Genomic DNA, 25022 nt, shown 5'->3' with positions numbered 1-25022 from the left:
TACGTCTAAATTATTAAAATAAAATATAAAAACAGCCTCCTACTTAAATAGTAGAAGGCTGAACATTTGAAAAATATTTATACTAAAATCTTTTCATCGTTTGATTTTTTCTCTTTATGAACAATTATTTTATGATGATCTGATTTCTTAAGTTGACGTTTTTTCATAATGCCCCAGAGCGGTACTGCAATAAATACAGATGAGAATACACCTGAAATTAAACCAATGAGTAACGCTAATGAGAAGTTGAATATACTTGGTGCACCAAATAGTAATAATGCAACAACAACAATCACAACTGTTAATACAGTGTTGATTGAACGTGTCATTGTTTGACGAATAGATCTGTTGACAATGTCATCAATTTGAGACTTGTCGGTAATCACTTTAACTTTGTGTAAGTTCTCTCGAACCCTGTCAAACGTTACTATCGTATCATTGATTGAATAACCAATAATAGTCAATACTGCTGCAATAAATGTAATATCAACTTCTAGTCTAAATAAACTGAATACCGCAACAATCATAAATGCATCATGAAGCAATGATAGAACTGATGAAAGTCCCATGCGCCATTCAAATCTAAATGTGATATAGATGATAATACCAATAGACGCATATATCAGCGCAAGCATTGCATTCTTCGCTAACTCTTGTCCAATGACTGGTGACACTGTATTGACTGTCGGTTTATGTCCGAATTGTTTATCTACTGTATTTTGCATTTTAGACACTTCATCTTTGGATAAATCGTGTTTAAATTGAACAGTAGCAGTTTTTCCATTTTCACCAAGTGAAACTTGATCCGGTTTAAATCCTTTATCTTCTAAAGTTTGTGTCACTTTATTTTCAGTCACTTTATTATCAGATTCGAAATCAACACGTGTACCACTTGTAAAGTCGATACCTAAATTCAATTTGAAAATAAATAGGATGACAGCACCAACTACAATAATAAGTACACTTAAACCTAGTAATGGTTTTGCTAATTTCATAAAGTCAATGCGTTCGTATGGTGTTTTCAAATCATGAATTTCTTTTTCTTCATTGATGCTATGGATATTTTTCTTACTTACACCAAATAACCAGTTTGATTTTTTGAAGAAATTAGATGAAACAAGTAATGACAATAACCATCTAGATAAGAACACCGCTGTTACGAATATCATTAAAATACCTAATAGTAACATAGTAGCGAAACCTTTTACTGAACTCTCACCGAAGAAGAATAACACAGCTGCTGCAATTACAGTTGTTAGCTGAGCATCCACAATCGTTAAGAATGAGCTCTTGTTCGCTTTTTTATAAGCTTGTTTAAGCGTTCGTCCAATTTTCAATTCATCTTTAATCCGTTCATACATGATAATGTTTGCATCTACTGCCATACCAACACCAAGTACTAAAGCGGCTAAACCAGGTAACGTTAACACACCTGAAATAAAATTAAACGCTACTAATGTAAGGTAAATATAAGTTGTGAGCGCAATGACAGCTACCAAACCAGGTAAACGATAGAAACCTAACATAAATAGATAAATAACTGCAATACCAATTGCTGCCGCAAATACAGTCTTATCTAACGCATCTTGTCCAAATTGTGCACCTACTGAATTTGAGTAAATTTCTTTAAGATCAACAGGTAATGAACCAGAATTTAATAAATCTGCAATTTGTTTGGCTTTTTGTACGCCTTCTTCACCATTAAATCCACCAGAAATTTCAACGCTGTCAGAATTAATTGGCTTATCTACAGAAGCAGCTGATACATATTTAGGATCTTTTTTATCCATTTCTTTATGATATGTATCACCTTTTTCATGATCTAACCATACAACCATAACATTTTCTTTTTTCTTAGAAATTTCTTCAGTTACTTTTTTGAATTTAGCGCTGTCTTTTAATTTAAAAGTAACCGCTGGCTGATTTGTATTTTGTTTGAATTCTTGTTTCGCTGAACCTTGTTGAATATCTTTACCAGTTAACTTAATATTATCATCCGCGTCACGAATGGTTAAGTTTGCTTGAGATGACAAAATATCTCGTGCTTGCGATTGATTTTTTACACCAGCAAGTTGTACACGAATTCTATTTTTATCTTCTACTTGGATTTTCGGTTCTGATACACCTAAAACGTTGACACGATTTTCTAGCGTTTTAGCAGTTGCTTTTACTGCTTTATCATCTATTTTATCGCCTTTTTGTAAGGGATCAACTTGATATAAAACTTCAAATCCACCTTGTAAGTCCAAACCAAGGTTAACGTCTTTGACTACGTTCTTATATGTAAGTCCCATACCTGCAAACAACAGAACTACAAGTAAGACAAACGCAACAATTCTACTACTCTTTTTCACTTGAACACCTCATTGTTAGCTTATGTTTTAAATTGACTCGTTTTAAAATGAGTACGAGTAAAATTAACTAATATTTTTTGAACAACCTTATACATCTTAACACATTACACCAAGTGTAAAAACTAACTCAACTAATTTCCAAAGTTATTTTTAAATGTAAGCGCTAAAAAGCATAATTAGTATGTCGCGGTTGCTTTTGTACTACGCTTTTAGAGTATAACATTAAATTTAAATTTCGTTTTAATGGCACTTATATTCATAACTATGATTAAAAAAAGAACCCAAGACGTTTGTCCTGAGTTCCAATTCTAATTTATGAAGGATCAACTTGTTTAATAGCTGGCTTTTCTAAAGTAAGCTCAGTACCGCTACTATTTAAAGTTAATACAACTGTTGTTTCATCAACGCTACGTACAGTACCTTTGATACCGCCGATTGTAGTTACACGTTGGCCAGATGTTACTTGGCTAATCATTTCACGATGCTCTTTAGCCTTTTTCTGTTGTGGTCTAATTAAGAAGAACCACATTAATACTAATAATAAAATTGGTAATATCAATGAAGTAAATTGCATTATTTTATTTCTCCCTTTTTAAAAGTTTTTTGGGTTATCTACATTAAGCCCATACTGTTCGAAGAATTCTTCTTTAAAATCTAAAAGACGATCTTCTCGAATAGCTTGACGGATGTTTTCCATTAATTTCAGCAAGAAATGTAAATTATGATAAGTAGTAAGACGAATTCCAAAAGTTTCTTCAGCTTTTATTAAATGTCTTATATAGGCTCTACTATAATTTTTACATGTATAACAATCACATTGTGCATCAAGTGGTCCTAAGTCATCCGCATATTTTGCGTTCTTTATTATTAAACGACCATTCGAAGTCATACATGTACCATTACGTGCAATACGTGTTGGCAGTACACAGTCAAACATATCCATACCTCTAATGCTACACTCAATCAATGCATCTGGTGAGCCAACCCCCATTAAATAGCGAGGTTTGTCTTTCGGCATAAATTGTTCAGTGTGATGTACCATATCGTACATAATTGGCTTAGGTTCGCCCACAGACAATCCACCAATCGCATATCCAGGAAAATCTAAAGCAACTAATTCTTCAGCGCTTTGCTGTCTAAGATCTTTATATTCTCCACCTTGAATAATACCGAACAAGGCTTGATCTTCTGGTCTCTCATGTGCTTTAAGGCAACGTTCAGCCCATCTTGTCGTTCTTTCAATAGAATCTTTCACATATTTATATTCAGCAGGCATTGGCGGACATTCATCAAAAGCCATCATAATATCTGAACCTAAATCATTTTGTATTTGCATTGATTTCTCAGGACTCAAAAATAGTTTAGAACCATTTGTATGATGACGGAATTCTACGCCTTCCTCAGTAATTTTTCTTAAATTACTTAAACTAAATACTTGGAAACCACCAGAATCTGTCAGTATAGGACCATTCCAGTTCATAAACTGATGTAATCCCCCACTCTTTCTGATGATATCATTTCCAGGTTGTAACCACAAATGATATGTGTTGCCTAGAATGATTTTAGCCTCCATTTGATGTAATTCTTCTGGGCTCATTGTCTTTACCGTTGCTTTAGTACCTACAGGCATAAACATTGGTGTTTCAAAGGAACCGTGTGGCGTATGCACAATACCTAATCTGGCACCAGATTGTTTACATGTTTTTATGTGCTCATATGTTACAGCTGGCATAAAAATACTCCTTTCATTCCCTAAATAATTAGCATTGCATCTCCAAAGCTAAAGAATCTATATTTTGATGATACAGCTTGATTATATGCATTTAAAATAAAATCTCTAGAACTAAATGCAGAAACAAGCATCACAAGTGTTGACTTGGGTAAATGGAAGTTTGTAATTAATCCATCAATCGCCTTAAATGTAAAGCCTGGGAAGATAAAGATATCTGTCCAGCCACTCTGAGCTACAAACTGCTCGTTTGTTTGCATGATTGTTTCTAAAGTTCTAGTTGAAGTTGTTCCAACAGAAATAATACGATGACCTTGTGCTTTTGTCTGATTTAACAGCTCAGCCGTTGCTTCATTCATTTGATAATATTCACTGTGCATTTCATGATCATCAATATTTTCTACACTTACCGGTCGGAATGTACCGAGACCCACATGCAATGTTATAAACGCAATATTAACACCTTTAGCTTTTATTTCTTCTAGCAATGCATCAGTAAAATGTAAGCCAGCTGTCGGCGCGGCAGCAGAACCAGTTGCTTTAGCATAAACTGTTTGATAACGGTCTGGATCATCTAAACGCTCTTTGATGTATGGTGGCAAAGGCATTTCACCCAATTCATCTAAACGTTCTTGTAAGATACCATCATAATGCAAACGCATAATACGTCCACCTTGATCCATTTCTTCTATACATTCAGCTACTATTTTACCTTCACCAAAAGTTAATTTATTACCTACTTTAATTCTTTTAGCTGGTTTCAATAACACTTCCCAATCATTTCCATCAATATGAGTAAGCATTAACATTTCAACTTTCGCACCAGTTTCTGCTTTCAAGCCAAACAAACGGGCAGGCATTACTCTCGTATCATTTAATACCAAGGTACCGCCTGCTTCAAAATAATCAATAATATCTTTAAAATGTTTATGTTCAATTTCACCTGATTGTCTGCCTAGAACTAATAATTTACTTTCATCTCTGTTTTTCAACGGTGTTTGTGCAATTAATGATTCTGGCAAATGGTAATCAAACGCTTCGATATCCAAACTTATTCCCTCTTTCCATTCTTCTTGCTAAAATGTTCAAATGCATATGGCGTTGCCTTTCTACCCCTAGGCGTACGTTCGATAAAACCTTTTTGAATTAAGAAAGGTTCATAGACATCTTCAATCGTAACGCGTTCTTCACCAATGGATACTGCGATGGTATCTAAACCTACAGGACCACCTTTGTATTGTTCTAGAATACAATTCATCATCTTATGATCAATGTAATCCAGTCCTTCTTCATCAACCTGTAGTAATTGTAATGAAGCCTTGGTTGTCGCAATACTTATAATTTCATCATCATTCACTTGTTGGAAATCACGTACACGTTTTAACAATCTATTAGCAACCCTTGGTGTTCCACGACTACGTTTTGCTAATTCTATTGCGCTATCGTCATCAATTGATGTACCTAACACCTCAGCAGTACGTACTATAATTTCCTTTAATTCAGTCTCTTTATAATATTCTAATCTCAAATGTACACCAAAACGGTCTCTAAGCGGTGCTGTTAAACTTCCTGCACGCGTAGTTGCACCGATTAAAGTAAATGGCGGCAAATCTATACGAATACTTCTCGCTTCTTCACCTTTACCAATTACAATATCTAAAAAGAAATCTTCCATAGCAGGATACAACACTTCTTCTACAACACTACTCAATCTATGGATTTCATCGATGAATAATACATCACCAGGTTGTAGACTTGAGAGTATGGCAGCTAAATCACCAGGACGTTCAATAGATGGACCCGAAATAGTGCGAATATTAACATCCATTTCATTTGCGATAATATTAGATAATGTCGTTTTACCTAAACCTGGGGGACCAAATAATAAGACGTGATCCAAAGGTTCTTGTCTTATTTTGGCTGCTTTAATAAAAACTTCTAAATTCGACTTTATCGTTGATTGTCCAATATATTGACGCAATTTTGTTGGCCTCAAAGATAATTCAAAGGTCGATTCATCATCGTGCAATGCTTGATCAACCATTCTATCATCCATTGTGTTATCCCCCTTTCATACAATATGATTCACGTTTAAGATATTAATAGTTGCAAGCCTTTTTTAACTGCTTCATCTACAGACTCAAACGTTGATTTAGATAACGTTTTTTCAACTTTTGTTAATTCGCGTTTCGAATAACCTAAAGCTTCTAATGCAAGTAATGCTTCTTTGATGATTGGCATGCTATCTGCTGAGTCATCTGCTATATTTAATAGTTGGCTACTATCTTCTTCGTTAATTTGGACCTTCCCTTTAAGATCTAATACGATTTGACGAGCTGTTTTTTTACCGATGCCTGGAAATTTTGTTAGATATGCATCATTCTCATTTTCTATAGCTATTTTAACTTCATTCGGCGAACTGCTTGCCAATATAGCTAATGCTGATTTCGGACCTATACCGGTTACTTTGATAAGACTTAAAAACATATCTTTCTCTTCCTGATTTATAAAACCATAAAGTAATTGTGCGTCTTCTCTTACAATAAGTGAAGTATGAATGACTACTTCTTGATCCATAAATTTTTGAAAACGATATGAATTCGGTGTTTGAATTTCAAAACCAACACCAGAAGCTTCAACTACAACATGAGTTGGATTTAATACGGTTAACGTGCCTTTAATATATGCGTACACAATTCCACTTCCTTATATCGTCATACTAATCAATTCTACTTTAGATACGTGATCGATGACTCTTAATGCCTCTGTAACATCATCAATCTCTAACTCTGTACTCGTTGCATCCAATGACAGCGTTATTGTTGCTCGACCTTCCATTGGTACACTTTGGTGGATTGTTAGCACAGACAAACTTAATTTAGATAAAGTATTAAGCACTTCTGCTAACATACCTACAATATCATTTACGTAAAGAATCAATGTAAACTCTCTTGTAGATTCAATTTTCTCGTCTATTGGAAAAATAGTATCTCTATATTTATAAAAAGCACTTCTCGATAAATCGAATTGCTTCACTGCTTCAAATATGGACAATGACGGATCATTTTTCAAGACTTCTTTAATCTTTAAAGTTTTCACAACTGATTCTGGTAATACATCTTCACGAATTAAGTAAAACTTTTTATAATCTTTTTTGTCCACTTCAAGCACTCCTATTCAACAAACTCAAATTCTCCACCAAGTATTCTTACGATATCACCATTTTCACAGCCACGTGCTCTTAGTGCGTCATCTATACCCATTGAACGCATTTGACGAGCAAAACGACGAACTGCTGGATCACTATTGAAATCAGTCATCTTGAACATTCTTTCAATGGCTTTACCGCTAACCACATAAGCTGCATCATCATCTCTAGTAATTGTAAATTTATCTTGACTCGGCGTATGTTTATAGATAACTCTATTAACACCTAAATCTTCTTCATCTTCTTTACTAAAGTCCACATCTTTTACTTCTTCTAATTTATCTGCAATAGAATATAATAATTCATCAATATGATCATGCATAAAAGTAGAAAGTGGGATAACTTGAACAGACGTATCATTTAAAGCTTCTTTAAAAGCTTGCAAATTCTCTTCAGCATTAGGCATATCCATCTTATTGGCAACTACTATTTGTGGTCGCTCTTCTAAACGATGTTCATAAGCGCTTAATTCTTCATTAATAACTTTATAATCTTCAAAAGGATCTCTACCTTCAGAACCAGACATATCAATCATATGTACAATAACTTTCGTACGCTCAACATGTTTTAAAAATTGGTGGCCCAAACCTACACCTTCAGAAGCACCTTCAATAAGTCCTGGTAAATCAGCCATGACAAAACTTCTTTGATCTTTAGTTGATACAACACCTAAATTAGGCTTAATTGTTGTAAAATGATAGGCTCCAATTTTAGGTTTCGCTTTAGAAACAATTGATAAAAGCGTTGATTTTCCAACACTTGGAAACCCAACTAGCCCTACATCAGCAAGTAGCTTTAATTCAAGTGTAACATCGATTTCCTCACCTGGTTCACCATTTTCACTAAAATCAGGAGCTGGATTTCTTGGAGAAGCAAAACGAGAGTTACCACGTCCGCCACGGCCACCTTTTGCTACAACAGCACGTTGACCATTTTCTACTAAATCTGCTAATACTTCTTCAGTTTCTACACTTTTAATTATCGTGCCTGGTGGTACTTTCAAAATCAAATGTTCAGCATTTTTACCATGCATATTACTACTTTGACCACCGTCACCTCTTTTAGCTTTGAAATGAGTTTGGTATCTAAAGTCTAATAATGTTCTTAAACCTTCATCTACTTCAAATATAATAGACGCACCATCGCCACCATCGCCACCAGCTGGTCCACCGAATGGGACATATTTTTCTCTGCGATATGCAGTTATACCATTTCCACCATCACCTGCTTTAAGTGATATTTTAACTTGATCGACAAACATGATTTCACCTCTTTTTCTTAAATTTTAATATTTATATCTTATTTATTATAGCATTATCTAGTTAGTTAGAAAATAAAGACAAAAAATAAACACCAGAAGTTATAACTTCTGGTGTTAACGTTAACAAAAATTACTCAGCTGCTGCATATACAGAAACTTGTTTTTTGTCGCGACCTTTGCGTTCGAATTTTACAACGCCGTCGATTTTAGCGAATAATGTATCGTCGCCACCACGACCTACATTTTCACCAGGATAAATTTTAGTACCGCGTTGACGGAATAAAATAGAACCACCTGTTACGAATTGACCATCAGCACGTTTAGCTCCTAAACGTTTTGATTCAGAGTCACGTCCGTTTTTTGTAGAACCAAGTCCTTTTTTAGATGAGAAGAATTGTAAGTTTAATTTTAACATTATGATTGCACCTCACTTATAATTTAGTCTGATATTGTCTTTATATTCTTCTTCAATTGTTTGCAATGAAACTAACATTGCTTGAAGAATTAATTGCGCTTTTTCATTTGTAGTGTCTACACTTCTAACGTGGAAATGTCCACCGTCTTCATTGTAATCAATGTCGGGCTTCTCACTTGTTAATCCCATTATAGCATTAACACTTCCGAAAAGAACTGCGGATGCACCTGCACAAACTATATCATGTCCATATTCGCCATGTTCTGCATGGCCATCCATGATAACATCAGTTACTTGACCGGCATCGTTCAATGTAACATCAACATTAATCATAATTATGCGTTGATTTTGTCGATAGTTAATTTAGTATAAGGTTGACGATGACCTTTTTTACGTTTAGAGTCTTTACGACGTTTGTATGTGAATACAGTGATTTTTTTACCGCGACCTTGTTTTTGTACAGTAGCAGTAACTGAAGCACCTTCAACTGTTGGCGCACCAACTTTAACTGCGTCTCCACCTACGAATAATACTTTGTCAAAAGTGAATGAGTCACCTTCGTTAACATCTAATTTCTCAACAAAGATTTCTTGACCTTCTTCAACTTTAACTTGTTTTCCACCTGTTTCAATAATAGCAAACATACTTTGCACCTCCTATAATTTAAGTCACGCCAAATCCAGGTGACATACATGTACTTTAACCTGAATCCGTGCGGTTGTATGTAGCTAAAAACTACTCAACTACTGCATTTTAGCATTACGCCTTCTTACTGTCAATCTTGAATTGAACTTTTCTAAAAAATTTACTGATAATTGGATACAATATAGTTAATAAAATCAAATTTAAAATAAATGTAGGTAATAATCGGAATATTACAAAGTCAATAAAATTAAACTCTATGAGTCCAAGAATACTATAGATAATTGCTACATAAATTTCTAAAAATACGGTACTTAAGAGTACGATAATAAACAACATTGCATGATCTCTATAAAATGTTTTGAAGAAAAAGTCCATTATAACTACAAATAATATATAGCCGAATAAATATAACCCATAAAAACTACCAAAATATAAATCAGTAACTAAACCTAATACAATCGCTAAAATTAGTGCAACACCAAAGCTTCGATACACACATATCAACAAGAGATACATAAATGTAAGATGTGGCACAAAAATGATTGTCTTCTCTCCAATGTGCATGGGAATTACTAGGCCTATTGCAGTATCAATATAGAACAACACAACGCTAATTAAGAAATAGTAAAGTGCCCTCATTCACTCGCCCCACCTTCATTATCAGGGATTGTTTTCGGGTCTCTTTTAGCCACATATACATGTTGTAAATCAGCTAGGTTTGCCGCCGTTTTTACTCTAACTTCTTTAGATAAACCATATTCGTCGTTTTCTACTTTAGAAACTTCTCCTATGTATATACTACTTGGAAGTTGATCTGCTAAACCACTAGTGACAACTTTGTCGCCTTTCTTAATGCTGTCTTTATTATTGATATCAGTAATAACAAGTTCTTCATTTTTGGCATCGTAATGATCTATTAAACCAAACACATTTTTCCCATCGTGCTGAATATTGACAGATAATCTATTTGACCGTGTATTAGTTGATATCAAATCTACTTGTGCTGAAAATTGATTTACTTTAGAAATTCGACCGACTAATCCTTCAGATGTCATTACCGCCATATTGTTTTTTATACCATCTTTAGAACCTTGGTTTATTACCAACGTATTCATCCATTGATCAGGATTTCTTGATAGTACAGTACTAGAAATAGGTTCAAATTTAGATATGTCCTGGATATCCAATTCTTTTTTATACTTTTTATTTTCTGCTTCAAGTCTTTCATTTTCTGCTTCTAACTGTTTAACTTTAGATGATTCTTTAGCATCATCACTAGAAAAAAGATTGTTTATTGATCCTGTTACAAATTGGACTGGATAACTAATCGCTTTTTGGCCAAATGCGACTGAATCTCCAACGTATTGTTCCACAGGTGACTGTGACTGTGAACGTAAAGATACACCAATTAAGGCAATAAACACAATGATTGCGCATAAAATAACAATCAATTTGTTGTTTTTAAAAAACTTTGACAACCTAAACACCTCTATTACCCGACTATTTTCTGTTCTTTTATTATTCTATATTACAAGTAGTATGAAATAAAGTATCAACATCAAACTACTTACATAAAATACTCAATCAATGTACTAAAACGTAAATTAATTTATATAAAAAATCTCGATACATCATATTATATCAATTTTCACCTAGAATAGTGTATTAATATGTTTTATTTTCAACTAAACTAAATAGTGTTAAATTTTACGTTTTTAGTAGTGTATAATTATTGGCTATTTCCGCCAGTACATAAGCGTAGCAGTTAAAAATTACTACTATGAGCTCTCTAAAGTGACGACACCAAATTAAAAAGCCCAGACATCTTAGATGCCCAGGACTTAAATCATATTACTTATAAATATTATTTTTCTTCATTATCAGATGGCTTAGCATTAGCTGCTTTATCCGCTTCTTTTTCGTCTTCTTTATATAATGTTTCTTCTTTACGCCAACGTGCAAATAGATTTTGTGCTTTCGCTTGTTCATCTACTTTTTTATCATTAGACTGTTCACTCAAATTAGACACCAACCTTTAACGTTTTTACTACTTTCAAGGCTAACGTATTTCATTAAATAATTCAAACACCTTACTCGTAACTTGATGGTGGCTGTAGTTTTATATGCTCACCTAACTGATTAAGGTCTTGTTCCATCTCAATCTCAGTTTTATAAACGCGAATTGAATCTGAGCCAAATTTATAAATTATAAACTCATCTCCACGCTGGCCAGCTAAATAATCATCACTATATCCCATTCGTCCAATACCAGATACTGACATAAATTCTTTTTTATCTATCCAGTCAAAAACGTTTTTAGTTTGACTTAATGGTACATTATTCAAAATATCATTATCTTCTACAGAATAGCGCTGTCCACCTGTCAATTGTTTAGCGGAATGTGAATGATCTGCGGAAGGTTCATTATTGTGTACAGGGTTCCACTCTTGATCCTTTAAAAAGGGCGCATATTTCAATGCGAAAAATACTATGATTACTATCGCAATAATAGCGATAATATTTTTTATAATACTAAAAATAAAACGCATGAACCAACCTCCTATTAAGTCATTCTAAATTATATCGATTGTCCTATTGAAAAACATCAGTCTATAGAAGTATCTGAAACTTAACCATAGACTGATGCGTTTGCATTATATTAATAGTACAATATGAGTAAAGGGAGTGACTAAAAATGAGTATTATATCCATAATTTTGCTTGCCCTCTTAGTTATTTTATTATTTAGAGTCGGCTTATCAATTTTAAGGTTTTTAATATATGTAGGTATAATTGTACTTTGTATTTATCTAGGGTATCAAGGTATCCTTTGGTTAATGGAAAACTACAGTTATTATTTAAACTTTATACATTAAAGTGCAGAGTCTGGGACATGAATAGATGTTCCAGATTTTTTGATTAGGTAATCATATTATACATTAGTCTTCAAAACGCTCTAATAATATCTATGCCCATTATTTTTTAGCATTTCCTGATAATACCTGATATACATAATAACAAGCACTAAGTAATAACCCCCATATAATAGCAACTACAAATCCACTAAATATGTATGCCCAAATACCACTTTTTGATTGGTCTAATATAATCATCACTATTGTTGTAATTACTACACCAATAATGGACAACAATATGGTAAAACCTGTGTGTTTTATACTGATTTCTTGTTTTCTTTTTATAAGTTGCATCAAATATACAACTGGAATTAATAATCCAATTAACAATATTGTTCCCAAAGTAAAAATCCTCCTTATCTAACATCATGATTATACACGATTGACGATATATCGGAAATGAAAATAAGGTTAATTTATAGATTAATGGGCACGGAATTATCAAAATAACCTTCTTCAACCATACTTAAATATGTGTGATCACCAATAATAATATGGTCTAAAAGTTCGATTCCTAATACATTGCCACAAATCCTTAATCGCTCCGTGGTTTTTATATCCTCTTTTGAAGGCGTCGTATCACCTGACGGATGGTTATGCAATACAATTACAGCATTACTTGCACACTTTATGGCTTCGCTAAATACTTCACGAGGATGGACGATTGAACTATTAAGTGTTCCAACGAATATTGTTTTTTGTTTGGTAATTATATTTTTTGAATTTAGAAAAAGTGCTACAAATTTTTCTTGAGTTAAATGCTCCATTTTCCCCATCATAAAATCTGCGACATCTTTGGGACTCGTTATTTGGATTTTATCATCAATACTACCTGAGTGCATACGCTCTCCTAATTCGAAAGCCGCTTTTAAAATCAACGACTTGTATATCCCCACGCCTTTTATTTTATTTAAATCATTGAGTGACAAATGTTTTAATTCTTTTAAACTTGTAACTGACTTTAATAATTCATTGGCAATATCTAAACTAGAGAATCCTTTGCTACCGGTATTTATAAGTATCGCTAATAACTCAGCATGTGAAAGGTGTGAAGCCCCCTGACTTAATAATCGCTCTCTTGGCTTTTGGTTGTGTGCTAAGTCATTTAATTTCAAATAAAATAACCTCCAGTAAAATGATATATACAAAAAGCAATATTATATGCTATAAAAACAAATGGAATAAATGGTAATTTACATTTTAAATTTCGCGTTATTAAAAGTAAAAATAATGCAAAACATCCACCAATGATAAACGATAATAAAAATATTAATCTGAACAAATCAAACGGTATTATTAAGGAAAGTATAGATAGTAACAATATATCTCCATAGCCTATTGCATTTCGATTAATAAAAAAGAATAAGTGAAGAATGGTTGTTACTATTAAAAATGGGAATAATTTTATTTGTGTTATATAAAAACTCGTCAATAAAAGAATGATAAGCATATGTAGAGGAAGCGTATACGTGGTAATATCAAAAAGCGAAAATACGAGTAGAAATAAAAATATCAATAAAAATGTAGGGTTTTCAAAATACTTATTTGAAGGTATAAAGTGAAAATAAAAAGCTGGTAACAGGGCTAGGACTTCGCCTAGTAAATAGCAATAATTAAGTTTTTTATTACAGCATCGTGATTTGCCTCTTAAAAGTATAAAACTAAAAATTGGAATCATGTCATATAACTTAATGCTTCGATGACAATAATCACATGTTGAACGTAAAGTGAAATACTTAAGGTTAATTTTATTAACAAAACACAGTTGATATAAAAAGCTAAATAATACAGGAAAAATCAAAAGTTGTTGAATCAAAGCTGCACCTCCTACGCTCATTATATCACGCAGCTGTTTATAGATTAACAAAATTGTCACTTCTTGCATTTCCGTATACATTTCAACCTTTTATTGTATTTCCGGCGCTTATAAACTATAATTTCCTACAAATTCGTGAAAAATATTAAATTAAAAGGTTGACTGTTCACTATGTTATCTCTGCTCTTGCTTATCTTTTTGTGCTTTATCCCATTCAGCTAATAAGAATAATAAACCAATGATTCCAAAGATAAGTGTCCCCCATAAATTTAATCCCAATTTACCCGTTAAATACAGAAAAATTAAAATGCAAACAAATATAATCGGTACAATTGCTCCTAGCAACTTATTGCCAGATCTAGATAAAAAATACTGTACTGCAAATAACAAAGCATAGATCAATGCTGGCATAAATACTATTAAATGATTCAACTTTAGCCCTCCATTTTCATTAAATTATTAAAACAAAGAGGCTACGACATAAACAATGTCTCAGCCTCTATAATTTTAATCATCTTTGCCGTAGTAGGACAACGAAGCATTTTTTGAAAAATTAGGTTTCTGTCCTACTCCATTTAGTTATTTTAATCTCGTTGAATTTCTTCTACTGTTTCTTCTACTTCAGCACGAGAAATTTTCTCACGGCCATTTTTCATAGCTTTGAGTGATTTATGTGCCAGTGCTAAAGGCAAACGACAGAACAATAAAATTGTTTTCTTATTTATGTCTTTCATATACATATCAGCTTTAGCTAAATTCTCTTCTGCATATAAGAACAAGTCATCACGTGACCAACCATCTGGCACAAAGCTTACACCACGTTCATCTAAGTCTTCCTGCTCATTACGTAATATGTTTACTGCTTGCAATCCTCTACCATATCCTATAGCTAATTCTCTATCTGTTTTCACATCAGCACAAAAGTCCCATAGTTGTGACAACATCACACCTACAAGTCCAGCAACGTAATATGTATAATCATCAAGATCCTCTTTAGTGTGGATATCCCAATTTGCTTTGGCCCATTTTGCCATTCCAAATGCCATTTCACTAGAAGCATCCATTACGATTTTTCTTGTTCTCTCAGGACAAGCTTCAACCCATTCATTGAGTCGAATAGTCACCTCTGGCATTTTATCTTTAATTGGTGTGAGTATCTGTATATATTTATCATTATCAAATGGTACTTTAAATAATTCACTGATTTCCAAAAGCATTTGATATTTACTATCATTACTTACCTCTTCATGATCTTCAATTTCATCTATCGCACGTAGGATTAGGTAAGCAGACGCTACCGAATGTTTCAAATCTTTTTCCAAAAAAGTTATTGGAATATAAAATGTGCGGCTCGTTTCTTTTAAAACACGCATCGCATCTTTCGGGAATTTTTTCTCTGTCATGATATTCGTATACCTCCCCTTTTTCTAAATATTATCATATAATTCTAAAATTAAATAGCAAATGACTATCCTTGTACGTCATTCGCTTTTAAATTTCCACTTATTAATTAGACACTATTTTATAAAATAAGCGAATGACTCAACTTTGAATCACTCGCCTATTTTAAATTAATTGAAATTTACTTTCGACTTCACTTCACTAATAAAGTATAAACTTCCTGTAATAACTAGACCTTCGCCATTATAAGATTCAATGAATGACACATAGTCATCTACAAGTGCTTTTTCATCAAATTTAACTTCATCTGAAATTACTTCTTTTGATAATGCCTTGGGAAAATCAAAGTCTGTAATATAAAAAGTTGAGGCTAACGTTTTAAGTTGATCAACCATAGCATTGATTGGTTTCCCTTTAATAGCTGAGAATAATACATCCATTTCTTCAACATGATAGTATCGTTTCAAAGTATCTATTAATGCTTCAATACTTTCAACATTGTGTGCACCATCAATAATCATTAATGGTGAATCCTTAACTTGTTCAATTCTACCAGTCCAACTTACTGATTCTATACCATCGATCATTTTATTAAAATCTAAATCAATAATACCAGACTCATTCAGTTCTATTAACGCAGTTATTGCTAATGCAGCATTTTCTTTTTGATGCTCTCCAGCCATATTCAATAACAATGTTTCTAGTTCGTAATCTTTATAACGATAAGTAAATTCATCATCTTCTGATATCACACTAATATCACGATCTAATTCTATGCCTTCAGCATGTTGTTGCTCAACAAAATCACGAATTATTTTAAGTGCTTCTTCATTTTTTACTGCATAAATAATAGGTGTTTCTGGCTTAATAATCGCACCTTTATCTTTTGCAATATCAACATAAGTATCACCCAAGATATCGGTATGATCTAAACCAATACTTGTTAATATCGACAAGATAGGTTTAAATACATTCGTTGAGTCATTTTTAATGCCCAAGCCAGCTTCTATTACCACAAAATCAACTGGATGTATTTCTCCAAAGTATAAAAACATCATAGTCGTAATAATTTCAAATTCAGTAGCTGTACCAAGTTCTGTTTCTGTTTCCATAGCTTCACTTACTGGTCTAACTCTTTGTACCAATTCTACGATTTCATCATCACTTATTGGAATACCATTTAGACTAATGCGTTCATTAAAGGTTTCAATAAATGGTGAAGTGAAAGTACCCACTTCATATCCGTTGTCAACAAGTGCTGATCTTAAATATGAAACAGTAGATCCTTTACCATTTGTGCCACCTACATGAATACCATTTATATTAAATTGAGGATTATTTAAACGCTCTAACATCCATTCCATGCGCTTTACACCTGGTTTAATGCCGAATTTAGTTCGTTCATGTATCCAATATAAGCTATCTAGGTAATTCATCTTTAGGACTCCTATGCTTTTAATTGATTAATTCTTAGTTTAACACCATCATATTTTTCTTGATACGTTTGCTGTTTCTCACGTTCTTCGTTTATAACTTTTTCCGGTGCTTTACTTACAAAATTTTCATTCGCTAATTTTTTATTAACTCTATCTAATTCTTTTTCCCATTTTGATAGTTCTTTTTCTAGACGTTCAATTTCTTTATCCATATCTATTAATCCTTCTAAAGGCAATACAACCTCACCAGCTGTAGTCACAGAAGTCATTGCTTTCTCAGGAATTTCAACCGTCGTATCAATAGTCAATTCGCTCGGATGACAGAATCTATCAATATAATTAGAGTTATTTAATAATGTCTCTTTAATATTTTCATCTTTCGCCTGTATGAAAATTGGTATCGCTTTAGAAAGTGGTGTATTAACTTCTAAACGGGATTGTCTCACAGACTTAATAATTTCCACAAGTTGTTGCATGGTTTCTTTACTCTCATCGAATGTAAGTGCATCATTAACTTCTGGCCACGCTGCATTCACGATTGTTTCACCTTCGTGTGGTAAATTCTGCCAAATTTGTTCTGTTACGAAAGGCATAAATGGGTGCAACATTCTCATAGTATTGTCAAGCACATATGTTAATACGGAACGTGTCACTTGTTTCTGTGCTTCATCTTCACCATTCATTGGTATCTTACTCATCTCGATATACCAATCACAGAATTCATCCCATATGAAATTGTATAAAGTTCTACCAACTTCGCCAAATTCATATTTATCACTTAATTGAGTAACATTTGCGATAGTCTCATTTAAACGTGTCAAAATCCATTTATCGGCTAATGATAAATTACCACTTAAATCTACCTGTTCAACAGTAAAGTCTTCACCAATGTTCATAATGCTAAATCTTGCAGCATTCCAAATTTTGTTAATAAAGTTCCAAACAGATTCAACTTTTTCAGTAGAATAACGTAAGTCATGCCCTGGAGATGAACCAGTCGCTAAGAAATATCTTAAACTATCTGCTCCATACTCTTCGATAACATCCATTGGGTCTACACCATTGCCTAATGATTTACTCATTTTACGGCCGTCTTCAGCACGTACCAATCCATGTAATAATACATCATTAAATGGTCGTTTTCCAGTAAATTCTAACCCTTGGAAAATCATACGAGCAACCCAGAAGAAGATGATATCGTAACCAGTCACTAATGCATTCGTTGGGAAATATCGTTGGAAGTCTTCTGCTTCCTCATCTGGCCAACCTAAAGTTGAAAATGGCCATAACGCACTTGAGAACCAAGTATCTAAGACATCTTCGTCTTGAACCCAATTGTCGATATCTTCTGGCGCATGCTTACCGACGTACATTTCACCAGTTTCTTTATGGTACCAAGCTGGAATTTGATGTCCCCACCAAAGCTGTCTAGAAATTGTCCAATCTCTGATTTCTTCCATCCAACGATTGAACGTTTTTTCAAAGCGTGCCGGTACGAAATCAATTCTATCATCTGTGTTTTGATTATTTAAAGCTTGCTCTGCAAGTGGTTTCATTTTGACAAACCATTGCGTTGATAAGTATGGCTCAACAACTGCACCTGAACGCTCCGAATGACCCACAGAATGTTCATGTTCTTCTATTTTAATTACAAGATCTTCCGCTTCTAAATCTTTCACCAACTGTTCACGACATTCAAAGCGGTCCATACCTTGATATTTATCTGCTTTGTCATTCATTTTCCCGGATTCATCCATTACAATAATGCGTTCTAAATCATGACGGTTACCAATTTCGAAATCATTCGGGTCATGTGCTGGTGTTACTTTCATCGCACCACTACCAAATTCAATATCGACGTATTCATCGGCTAATATTGGCAATTCTCTACCAACAATAGGCAGAATAACAGTTTTACCTATAACATCTTTATAGCGCTCGTCATTTGGATTTACAACAATTGCTGTATCACCTAGCATCGTCTCAGGACGAGTCGTTGCAATTTCAATATAACCATTTCCGTCAGCATACGGATATCTGAAATGATAGAATTTACCTTGGACATCTTCATGAATAACTTCAATATCAGATAATGCAGTACGTGCAATTGGATCCCAGTTAATAATAAATTCTCCGCGATAGATAAGTCCTTTATTATACATATCTACGAATACTTTTTTAACTGCTTTACTCAAGCCTTCATCTAGCGTAAATCTTTCTCTACTATAATCGAGACCTAAACCTAACTTCGCCCATTGTTCACGTATGAAAGTGGCATATTCTTCTTTCCAATCCCATGCTTGTTCTAAGAATTTTTCTCTTCCTAAATCGTGACGTGACAATCCTTGCTCATTGAGTTTCGCTTCTACCTTAGCTTGAGTCGCAATTCCGGCATGATCCATTCCCGGTAAGTACAAAGTATCATAACCTTGCATACGCTTCATACGTGTAAGAATATCTTGTAATGTCGTATCCCATGCATGCCCTAGATGCAACTTACCAGTCACATTTGGAGGTGGAATAACGATTGTATATGTTTCTTTCGATTGATCTTCTTTTGCTTTAAAATAACCATTGTTTACCCATTGGTCATAACGTCCCGATTCTACTTCATTCGGGTTATATTTTGGTTTCATTTCCATACATTAAAGCCTCCTTAAATAATAAAAATATCCGTCCTAAATCAATAGGACGGATATTCCGTGGTACCACCTAAATTCAAGAAATTAAAAATAATTTCAAGCACTTAATAATATGATTAACGCTCAAGCACGCTTTAGCTTATTATAAAATATCTACGCAACATTTTAATTCGGCTAAAGTTCAATGTGGGCTACCTTCAACAAGTCAAATTGTACATTTTCAGCTAACATGCACTCTCTGGTAAATTCAAACCTATTTACTCTTCCCAGTAGACAATATTCTATTACTTTAATATAGTATAATGGATACGAAAATAAGTCAATGAAATGGAGTGAATTTCATGAATGAATGCGCTTTTGGTACAAAAGATCCTACTTATTTGGAATACCATGATAAAGTATGGGGCCAACCTTTATATGATAGCCTAGAATTATTTAAACTTATGGCATTGGAATCACAACACGCTGGTCTATCTTGGTTAACAATATTAAAGAAAAAAGAATCCTATGAACAAGCCTTTTATGATTTTGATCCTGAGCGCATATCAAAAATGACCTCAGAAGATATTGATAATTTAATGGAGTTTCCTAATATTGTGCATAACCGAAAAAAATTAGAAGCTATTGTCAGTCAAGCTAAAGGATATTTTGAAATTGAAAAAGACTACGGTAGTTTTAGTGACTTTTTATGGTCAACTGTTGATTACAAACCTATAGATTTTGAATATGAACAACCCAGTGAGCGCATAACAGTAGATAAACGTGCAACAGATCTTTCAAAAACGCTCAAAAAATATGGTTTTAAATTTTTAGGCCCTGTAACTGTATTTTCATTTTTAGAAGCAGCTGGTCTTTATAATGCGCATTTACAATCATGTCCCAACAATCCAAAAAACAAGAAATAGTTAGTCAATTACGATATTGAAGTACAAATGACCCCTTGCTAGAACATACTAGTAAGGGGTCACCTACATTATATATTGAACTAATCATTTGGACTTATTCGATGTATTTTCTCTATATTTAAGAAAGCTACCCAACAATGGTGCAATTAAAAACAGAATGAAGAATATTCTAAAGATATGATAACTCGAGATTAATGCCACATCTGCACCTGTTTCAATTGCAACTAATACAATTTGACTCATACCTCCTGGCGCTGCTCCAAGAAACAACTCATTTACCGAGTGATTTGATAATGCCGCAATCACTAATACCATAACAAATGTCAGCATGATTAACATGATATTTTGAAATGCTATAGCAACTGCTATGCGACCTTTCATCTGATCTAATAATTTGGCAATTTGCAAACCAATTCTAATCATATATATTACTTGCGCTGTAGCAATAATATAGTTGTCTAATGTAAAGGTAATACCAGTCATTAAATTCCAACAAATTAATACTAAAATTGGTGCAAGTAATTGCTTCGTTGGAAAATTGATTTTACTCATTATCAAGTAAACAGCAACTATCGCTACTGTCAAAAATAAAATATTTGGAATCGTCAATGCGTCTGTCAATACATGGGTTGCAGTACCATTATTTGTTCCATGATTACTACTATCTCTGAAAAAATATGAAATTAAAGGTACAAGTATGACAACAAATATAATTCTAGATGTTTGTGTTAAACTGACAACCATGATATTTGCTTTTTTATTTTCTTCAGCCATTATGAGCATTTGACTTAATGCACCAGGTATGACACTGAGTATTGCTGTTTCAGTATTGACATTAGCTATTTTTTTGAAAAAATGAGCAATAATGAGTGCGAGTATGAGTAACATCACCGTTATCATAATAATTGTAAACCAGTCATCTTTTATATCAAAAATCACGTTTTTCGTAAATGTCGATCCAATTTGCACGCCCAATAATACTAAGCCAATTTGACTAAGCCAAAATGGCCATTCAACCTTAAGTTTCAAAAATCTCACACAAATTATACTGGCTATGATTGGACCAAACATGAATGGTAATAATACATGCATTGCTTTAAGTATTAAACTTAATACTATAGCTAATATTAGAACTATAATATTATTTCTTAATTGTTTACTCATACTCTCACAGCTTTCTAAAGTTATCGTCATACTCTATGAACTACAATCAAATAATACCAGGTTGGGACTTATACGTCTCAGCCTGGTATCATTTTAAAGCAATAGTTGTATAAAGTTTGAATGTGATTACCAATCTTGTATAGCAACTATTTTCTAATAATCCTATTAGTCACTTTATACAATTCGACTTAATGCACGATCAAACGCTTCAATTGTTAATTTAATGTCTTCTTCTGTATGTGCAGTTGAGAGGAATGTACCTTCAAATTGTGATGGCGGTAAGAATATGCCTTCTTTCGCCATTTCTCTATACATTTGACTAAACAATTCTAAATCACTATTGTTTGCTTGTTCAAAGTTTGTAACAGGCCCCGCGTTTAAGAAATATCCTATCATAGAACCTGCGCGATTGATAGTAATTGGCACATTATGCTTTGCGAACACAGTTTGCAAACCATCTTCAAGTAGGTCACCTAATTTATTGAAATAGTCATAAGTCTCTGGCGTAAGTTGACTCAATGTTTCATAGCCACTTGTCATGGCAAGTGGATTACCTGACAACGTACCAGCCTGATAAATATCACCAGTCGGAGCAATATGATCCATAATTTCCTTTTTACCTCCGAAAGCACCAACAGGCAAACCGCCACCAATAACTTTTCCTAAACATGTCAAATCAGGTATAACATTAAAATAACCCTGTGCACAGTTGTATCCAACACGGAATCCAGTCATAACTTCATCAAATATTAATAGTGCACCATACTCTGATGTTATATCTCTTAGTCCTTGTAAGAACCCTTCTATTGGCGGCACAACGCCCATATTACCTGCTACAGGTTCTACTATTACACCGGCAATATCATCACCAAATGATTCAAATGCAACTTTTATCGCGTCTAAATCATTATAAGGCACAGTAATCGTATTTTTAGCGATACCTTCCGGAACACCCGGTGAATCAGGTAGTCCTAGTGTCGCAACACCTGATCCTGCTTTAATTAATAATGAATCACTGTGTCCATGGTAACAACCAATAAATTTAATAATCTTGTTTCTACCAGTATAACCACGTGCAAGTCTTAGCGTATCTAAGGTAGCTTCAGTCCCTGAGGATACCATACGTACCTTTTCAATAGAAGGTACACGGTCAATTACCAATTCCGCTAACTTATTTTCTTGTAAAGTTGAAGCTCCAAAGCTCGTTCCCTTGTCTACTGCTTCATGTATTTTTTCAATTACTTGCTTATTTTTATGGCCTAATATTAGAGGTCCCCAACTTAATACATAATCAATATAAGCGTTACCGTCAATATCATAAATTCTAGACCCTTCACCATGATCCATAAATATCGCTGGTGTATCGACAGATTTAAATGCTCTAACAGGACTATTCACGCCACCTGGCATTAAGTGTTCAGCCTTTTTCATAGCTTGTTCTGAGTTATTATATCTCATTAAAATTACCTCCTATTGTTCGTCTAAATAGCGACAAATATCTTTTGAAAAGTAAGTTATAATCATATCTGCGCCTGCACGTTTCATAGAAATCATTTGTTCCATGACAACGGCTTTTTCATCAATCCAACCATTTAATGCTGCAGCTTTGGTCATACTATACTCACCACTCACATTATACGCTACTACAGGAACATTCGTAGTATTTCTAACATCTCTAATGATGTCTAGGAAACTGAGCGCAGGTTTAACAATCATCATATCTGCACCCTCTTGTAAATCACTATCCAATTCTCTCAAAGCTTCTCTACGATTCGCAGGATCCATTTGATATGTTTTGCGATCACCAAATTGTGGAGCTGACTCTGCTGCATCACGGAAAGGCCCAAAGAAACTAGAAGCATATTTAATGCCATAGCTCATAATTGGAATATTTTGATACCCTGCTTGATCTAGACCAGCTCTAATTTCAGCAACAAAACCATCCATCATATTACTTGGTGCAATAATATCAGCACCTGCTTCAACTTGTGAAATTGCCGTTTTAACTAATAAAGGTAATGATTTATCATTATCTACATCTTTAGTTACTTCATTTATTACACCACAGTGCCCATGGTCAGTGTATTCACATAAACAAGTATCTGCTACTACTAATAAATCACTATATAACGCTTTAGCTTTTCTAGTCGCCGCTTGTACAATACCATTATGATCATAAGCGCCAGTACCAATAGCATCTTTTTCATTTGGTACGCCAAAGAACATAATGCCTCTAATACCTAATTCATATGCTTCTTTCAATTCTGCGTCCAATAAATTGAGACTTAACTGGTAAACTCCTGGCATAGATTTGATTTCTTCTTTTACATTGTCACGCTCAACAACAAAAATAGGATAAATTAAATCTTCTTTTCTCACATGCGTTTCACGAACCATATTTCTCATGGATTGACTACTACGTAATCGTCTGTGTCTATCAAATTGCATCTTCATTCCAACTTTCTAATATTTTATTAACTAACGCTTCTAAAGTTTGTACATCTGCTATTTTACCTTGTGCATGATACTGATTTAAAGTATTTAACGTTTGTTCTCCTATTACAAAATAGTGTTCTAATGTAATATCTTCATTATTTTCAAAAAAATAGCGTACAGCTGACGAGCTTGCGAAGGTTAGAGCATCTAACTGCCCTTGTTTAATAAGTGTTTTAACATCTTCTATATTCCTTTTATGGGGAACAGGTTTATATAAATCGATTTTCTCAACGTAATCATTGTAGTTACGCAAGGATTGTTCCAGTAAAGGTCTTGCTTCAGCACTAGACGGTAATAGAATTCTTCCTTGATTACATTTTGAGAATGCTTCAAGAAATCCTTCTTGCGAAAAATCATCTGGATAAAAATCTACCTCTAAACCAATCGAAGCACAATAATCAGCTGTCTTTTTTCCAATAACAGCAAGCTGACGATATCGTACTTTTTTTAAAAATGGACGAAATACTTTTACTGCATTTTTAGACGAAAAAATAAGCCAATCATAGTTAACATTCAGCAAATTCAAATCAAATGATAAAGGCATTATACTTATAAAAGGCTTATGTATAATGCAAACATCATTTCGTTCAAATTCACTAGTTTGTGTCATAACTATAACTGGTCTCATCTTCTCAC

The 25022-nt window shown here is 33.6% G+C and carries 28 protein-coding genes and 2 other annotated features; of the genes, 2 read left to right on the top strand and 26 right to left on the bottom strand.

Annotation, left to right across the window (positions count from 1 at the left end; translation table 11 throughout):
* Nucleotides 1-77: 77 nt before the first annotated feature.
* The 15 genes from secDF to ACSULM_RS00635 all read right to left on the bottom strand — a co-directional run bounded on the left by secDF (nt 78) and on the right by ACSULM_RS00635 (nt 12161).
* Nucleotides 78-2354, bottom strand: a complete 2277-nt coding sequence (secDF, locus tag ACSULM_RS00705) for a protein translocase subunit SecDF (RefSeq protein ID WP_436859836.1) — start codon at nt 2352-2354, stop codon at nt 78-80.
* Nucleotides 2355-2667: 313 nt separating this feature from the next.
* Nucleotides 2668-2928 carry a preprotein translocase subunit YajC gene (gene yajC / locus ACSULM_RS00700; RefSeq protein ID WP_436859835.1) on the bottom strand — a complete coding sequence of 87 codons (261 nt, stop codon included), beginning with the start codon at nt 2926-2928 and terminating at the stop codon, nt 2668-2670.
* Nucleotides 2929-2946: 18 nt separating this feature from the next.
* Nucleotides 2947-4086 carry a tRNA guanosine(34) transglycosylase Tgt gene (gene tgt / locus ACSULM_RS00695; RefSeq protein ID WP_436854050.1) on the bottom strand — a complete coding sequence of 380 codons (1140 nt, stop codon included), beginning with the start codon at nt 4084-4086 and terminating at the stop codon, nt 2947-2949.
* Between the two features lie 20 nt (nt 4087-4106).
* Nucleotides 4107-5132, bottom strand: a complete 1026-nt coding sequence (gene queA / locus ACSULM_RS00690) for a tRNA preQ1(34) S-adenosylmethionine ribosyltransferase-isomerase QueA (protein WP_436859834.1) — start codon at nt 5130-5132, stop codon at nt 4107-4109.
* A gap of 2 nt (nt 5133-5134) precedes the next feature.
* Complete coding sequence (gene ruvB / locus ACSULM_RS00685) at nt 5135-6139, bottom strand: Holliday junction branch migration DNA helicase RuvB (RefSeq protein ID WP_436854052.1); 1005 nt, start codon at nt 6137-6139, stop codon at nt 5135-5137.
* 35 nt (nt 6140-6174) lie between these two features.
* A complete protein-coding gene (gene ruvA, locus ACSULM_RS00680; RefSeq protein WP_436854053.1) occupies nt 6175-6777 on the bottom strand; it encodes a Holliday junction branch migration protein RuvA in 603 nt (200 codons plus the stop codon).
* Nucleotides 6778-6789: 12 nt separating this feature from the next.
* Entirely contained in the window at nt 6790-7245 is a 456-nt protein-coding gene (locus ACSULM_RS00675; protein ID WP_436854054.1) for an ACT domain-containing protein, read from the bottom strand.
* Nucleotides 7246-7256: 11 nt separating this feature from the next.
* Nucleotides 7257-8552, bottom strand: coding sequence for a GTPase ObgE (gene obgE, locus ACSULM_RS00670; protein ID WP_436859833.1), 1296 nt, complete (start codon nt 8550-8552; stop codon nt 7257-7259).
* 130 nt (nt 8553-8682) lie between these two features.
* Nucleotides 8683-8967: a 50S ribosomal protein L27 gene (gene rpmA / locus ACSULM_RS00665; protein ID WP_069996290.1), complete on the bottom strand. Its 285-nt coding sequence runs from the start codon at nt 8965-8967 to the stop codon at nt 8683-8685.
* A 12-nt stretch (nt 8968-8979) separates the two neighbouring features.
* On the bottom strand, nt 8980-9300 hold the full coding sequence (locus ACSULM_RS00660) for a ribosomal-processing cysteine protease Prp (RefSeq protein WP_436854057.1): 321 nt from the start codon (nt 9298-9300) through the stop codon (nt 8980-8982).
* A 2-nt stretch (nt 9301-9302) separates the two neighbouring features.
* The gene (gene rplU / locus ACSULM_RS00655) at nt 9303-9611 is read right to left on the bottom strand and encodes a 50S ribosomal protein L21 (RefSeq protein ID WP_011302944.1); all 309 of its coding nucleotides are present in this window, start codon (nt 9609-9611) and stop codon (nt 9303-9305) included.
* 12 nt (nt 9612-9623) lie between these two features.
* Nucleotides 9624-9697: a sequence feature (ribosomal protein L21 leader region), on the bottom strand.
* A 29-nt stretch (nt 9698-9726) separates the two neighbouring features.
* Complete coding sequence (mreD, locus tag ACSULM_RS00650) at nt 9727-10251, bottom strand: rod shape-determining protein MreD (protein ID WP_436859832.1); 525 nt, start codon at nt 10249-10251, stop codon at nt 9727-9729.
* A complete protein-coding gene (gene mreC, locus ACSULM_RS00645) occupies nt 10248-11090 on the bottom strand; it encodes a rod shape-determining protein MreC (protein ID WP_436859831.1) in 843 nt (280 codons plus the stop codon). The genes mreD and mreC overlap by 4 nt, the downstream gene beginning before the upstream one ends.
* A gap of 386 nt (nt 11091-11476) precedes the next feature.
* Nucleotides 11477-11632, bottom strand: a complete 156-nt coding sequence (locus ACSULM_RS00640) for a hypothetical protein (protein WP_436859830.1) — start codon at nt 11630-11632, stop codon at nt 11477-11479.
* 70 nt (nt 11633-11702) lie between these two features.
* Nucleotides 11703-12161, bottom strand: coding sequence for a DUF4930 family protein (locus ACSULM_RS00635; protein WP_436859829.1), 459 nt, complete (start codon nt 12159-12161; stop codon nt 11703-11705).
* A 146-nt stretch (nt 12162-12307) separates the two neighbouring features.
* Here ACSULM_RS00635 and ACSULM_RS00630 point away from each other — a divergent pair, with 146 nt between their 5' ends.
* Nucleotides 12308-12487 (top strand): hypothetical protein, encoded by a 180-nt coding sequence (locus tag ACSULM_RS00630; protein WP_436854061.1) that lies wholly within the window; start codon nt 12308-12310, stop codon nt 12485-12487.
* A gap of 99 nt (nt 12488-12586) precedes the next feature.
* On the opposite strand, the gene ACSULM_RS00625 is transcribed toward ACSULM_RS00630, so the two are convergent.
* From ACSULM_RS00625 to ACSULM_RS00595, 7 genes are all read right to left on the bottom strand, one after another.
* Nucleotides 12587-12868 carry a hypothetical protein gene (locus ACSULM_RS00625; RefSeq protein ID WP_436859828.1) on the bottom strand — a complete coding sequence of 94 codons (282 nt, stop codon included), beginning with the start codon at nt 12866-12868 and terminating at the stop codon, nt 12587-12589.
* Between the two features lie 74 nt (nt 12869-12942).
* On the bottom strand, nt 12943-13641 hold the full coding sequence (radC, locus tag ACSULM_RS00620) for a RadC family protein (protein ID WP_436859827.1): 699 nt from the start codon (nt 13639-13641) through the stop codon (nt 12943-12945).
* Nucleotides 13638-14363, bottom strand: a complete 726-nt coding sequence (locus ACSULM_RS00615; RefSeq protein WP_436860000.1) for a prepilin peptidase — start codon at nt 14361-14363, stop codon at nt 13638-13640. Before ACSULM_RS00615 ends, radC begins: the two co-directional genes overlap by 4 nt.
* 153 nt (nt 14364-14516) lie before the next feature.
* Nucleotides 14517-14753 carry a hypothetical protein gene (locus ACSULM_RS00610; RefSeq protein ID WP_436859999.1) on the bottom strand — a complete coding sequence of 79 codons (237 nt, stop codon included), beginning with the start codon at nt 14751-14753 and terminating at the stop codon, nt 14517-14519.
* 173 nt (nt 14754-14926) lie between these two features.
* Complete coding sequence (locus ACSULM_RS00605; protein WP_436859826.1) at nt 14927-15745, bottom strand: squalene/phytoene synthase family protein; 819 nt, start codon at nt 15743-15745, stop codon at nt 14927-14929.
* 168 nt (nt 15746-15913) lie between these two features.
* Nucleotides 15914-17179, bottom strand: coding sequence for a bifunctional folylpolyglutamate synthase/dihydrofolate synthase (locus ACSULM_RS00600; RefSeq protein ID WP_436859825.1), 1266 nt, complete (start codon nt 17177-17179; stop codon nt 15914-15916).
* Between the two features lie 11 nt (nt 17180-17190).
* A complete protein-coding gene (locus ACSULM_RS00595; protein ID WP_436859824.1) occupies nt 17191-19821 on the bottom strand; it encodes a valine--tRNA ligase in 2631 nt (876 codons plus the stop codon).
* 42 nt (nt 19822-19863) lie between these two features.
* Nucleotides 19864-20104, bottom strand: a binding site (T-box leader).
* Between the two features lie 58 nt (nt 20105-20162).
* On the opposite strand from ACSULM_RS00595, the gene ACSULM_RS00590 reads away from it, so the two are divergent.
* Nucleotides 20163-20726 carry a DNA-3-methyladenine glycosylase I gene (locus tag ACSULM_RS00590; RefSeq protein ID WP_436859823.1) on the top strand — a complete coding sequence of 188 codons (564 nt, stop codon included), beginning with the start codon at nt 20163-20165 and terminating at the stop codon, nt 20724-20726.
* An 84-nt stretch (nt 20727-20810) separates the two neighbouring features.
* Here the strand turns inward: ACSULM_RS00590 and ACSULM_RS00585 are convergent, their stop codons facing one another.
* The 4 genes from ACSULM_RS00585 to ACSULM_RS00570 form a co-directional block, all read right to left on the bottom strand.
* Nucleotides 20811-21890, bottom strand: a complete 1080-nt coding sequence (locus ACSULM_RS00585) for an AbrB family transcriptional regulator (RefSeq protein WP_436859822.1) — start codon at nt 21888-21890, stop codon at nt 20811-20813.
* Nucleotides 21891-22064: 174 nt separating this feature from the next.
* The gene (gene hemL / locus ACSULM_RS00580; RefSeq protein WP_436859821.1) at nt 22065-23348 is read right to left on the bottom strand and encodes a glutamate-1-semialdehyde 2,1-aminomutase; all 1284 of its coding nucleotides are present in this window, start codon (nt 23346-23348) and stop codon (nt 22065-22067) included.
* Between the two features lie 12 nt (nt 23349-23360).
* A complete protein-coding gene (gene hemB / locus ACSULM_RS00575; protein WP_436859820.1) occupies nt 23361-24338 on the bottom strand; it encodes a porphobilinogen synthase in 978 nt (325 codons plus the stop codon).
* The gene (locus tag ACSULM_RS00570) at nt 24328-25014 is read right to left on the bottom strand and encodes a uroporphyrinogen-III synthase (protein WP_436859819.1); all 687 of its coding nucleotides are present in this window, start codon (nt 25012-25014) and stop codon (nt 24328-24330) included. Before ACSULM_RS00570 ends, hemB begins: the two co-directional genes overlap by 11 nt.
* Nucleotides 25015-25022 lie beyond the last annotated feature (8 nt).

This window comes from Staphylococcus caeli (assembly GCF_051413795.1).
GTDB lineage: Bacteria > Bacillota > Bacilli > Staphylococcales > Staphylococcaceae > Staphylococcus > Staphylococcus caeli_A.
Note: the sequence above shows the minus strand (reverse complement) of the source record. Positions and strands in the feature narration are given on the sequence as shown.

What these genes read in the sequence shown, in the direction of transcription:
- obgE (WP_436859833.1), bottom strand. Translation starts at nt 8,552, where the DNA reads ATGTTTGTCGATCAAGTTAAAATATCACTTAAAGCAGGTGATGGTGGA.
- ACSULM_RS00600 (WP_436859825.1), bottom strand. Translation starts at nt 17,179, where the DNA reads ATGAATTACCTAGATAGCTTATATTGGATACATGAACGAACTAAATTC.
- hemB (WP_436859820.1), bottom strand. Translation starts at nt 24,338, where the DNA reads ATGCAATTTGATAGACACAGACGATTACGTAGTAGTCAATCCATGAGA.
- ACSULM_RS00610 (WP_436859999.1), bottom strand. Translation starts at nt 14,753, where the DNA reads ATGCCAGCATTGATCTATGCTTTGTTATTTGCAGTACAGTATTTTTTA.
- ACSULM_RS00590 (WP_436859823.1), top strand. Translation starts at nt 20,163, where the DNA reads ATGAATGAATGCGCTTTTGGTACAAAAGATCCTACTTATTTGGAATAC.
- ACSULM_RS00570 (WP_436859819.1), bottom strand. Translation starts at nt 25,014, where the DNA reads ATGAGACCAGTTATAGTTATGACACAAACTAGTGAATTTGAACGAAAT.
- mreD (WP_436859832.1), bottom strand. Translation starts at nt 10,251, where the DNA reads ATGAGGGCACTTTACTATTTCTTAATTAGCGTTGTGTTGTTCTATATT.
- ACSULM_RS00585 (WP_436859822.1), bottom strand. Translation starts at nt 21,890, where the DNA reads ATGAGTAAACAATTAAGAAATAATATTATAGTTCTAATATTAGCTATA.
- tgt (WP_436854050.1), bottom strand. Translation starts at nt 4,086, where the DNA reads ATGCCAGCTGTAACATATGAGCACATAAAAACATGTAAACAATCTGGT.
- rpmA (WP_069996290.1), bottom strand. Translation starts at nt 8,967, where the DNA reads ATGTTAAAATTAAACTTACAATTCTTCTCATCTAAAAAAGGACTTGGT.
- ACSULM_RS00635 (WP_436859829.1), bottom strand. Translation starts at nt 12,161, where the DNA reads ATGCGTTTTATTTTTAGTATTATAAAAAATATTATCGCTATTATTGCG.
- hemL (WP_436859821.1), bottom strand. Translation starts at nt 23,348, where the DNA reads ATGAGATATAATAACTCAGAACAAGCTATGAAAAAGGCTGAACACTTA.
- ACSULM_RS00630 (WP_436854061.1), top strand. Translation starts at nt 12,308, where the DNA reads ATGAGTATTATATCCATAATTTTGCTTGCCCTCTTAGTTATTTTATTA.
- yajC (WP_436859835.1), bottom strand. Translation starts at nt 2,928, where the DNA reads ATGCAATTTACTTCATTGATATTACCAATTTTATTATTAGTATTAATG.
- ruvB (WP_436854052.1), bottom strand. Translation starts at nt 6,139, where the DNA reads ATGGATGATAGAATGGTTGATCAAGCATTGCACGATGATGAATCGACC.
- ACSULM_RS00595 (WP_436859824.1), bottom strand. Translation starts at nt 19,821, where the DNA reads ATGGAAATGAAACCAAAATATAACCCGAATGAAGTAGAATCGGGACGT.
- ACSULM_RS00605 (WP_436859826.1), bottom strand. Translation starts at nt 15,745, where the DNA reads ATGACAGAGAAAAAATTCCCGAAAGATGCGATGCGTGTTTTAAAAGAA.
- ACSULM_RS00615 (WP_436860000.1), bottom strand. Translation starts at nt 14,363, where the DNA reads ATGAGCGTAGGAGGTGCAGCTTTGATTCAACAACTTTTGATTTTTCCT.
- rplU (WP_011302944.1), bottom strand. Translation starts at nt 9,611, where the DNA reads ATGTTTGCTATTATTGAAACAGGTGGAAAACAAGTTAAAGTTGAAGAA.
- ACSULM_RS00660 (WP_436854057.1), bottom strand. Translation starts at nt 9,300, where the DNA reads ATGATTAATGTTGATGTTACATTGAACGATGCCGGTCAAGTAACTGAT.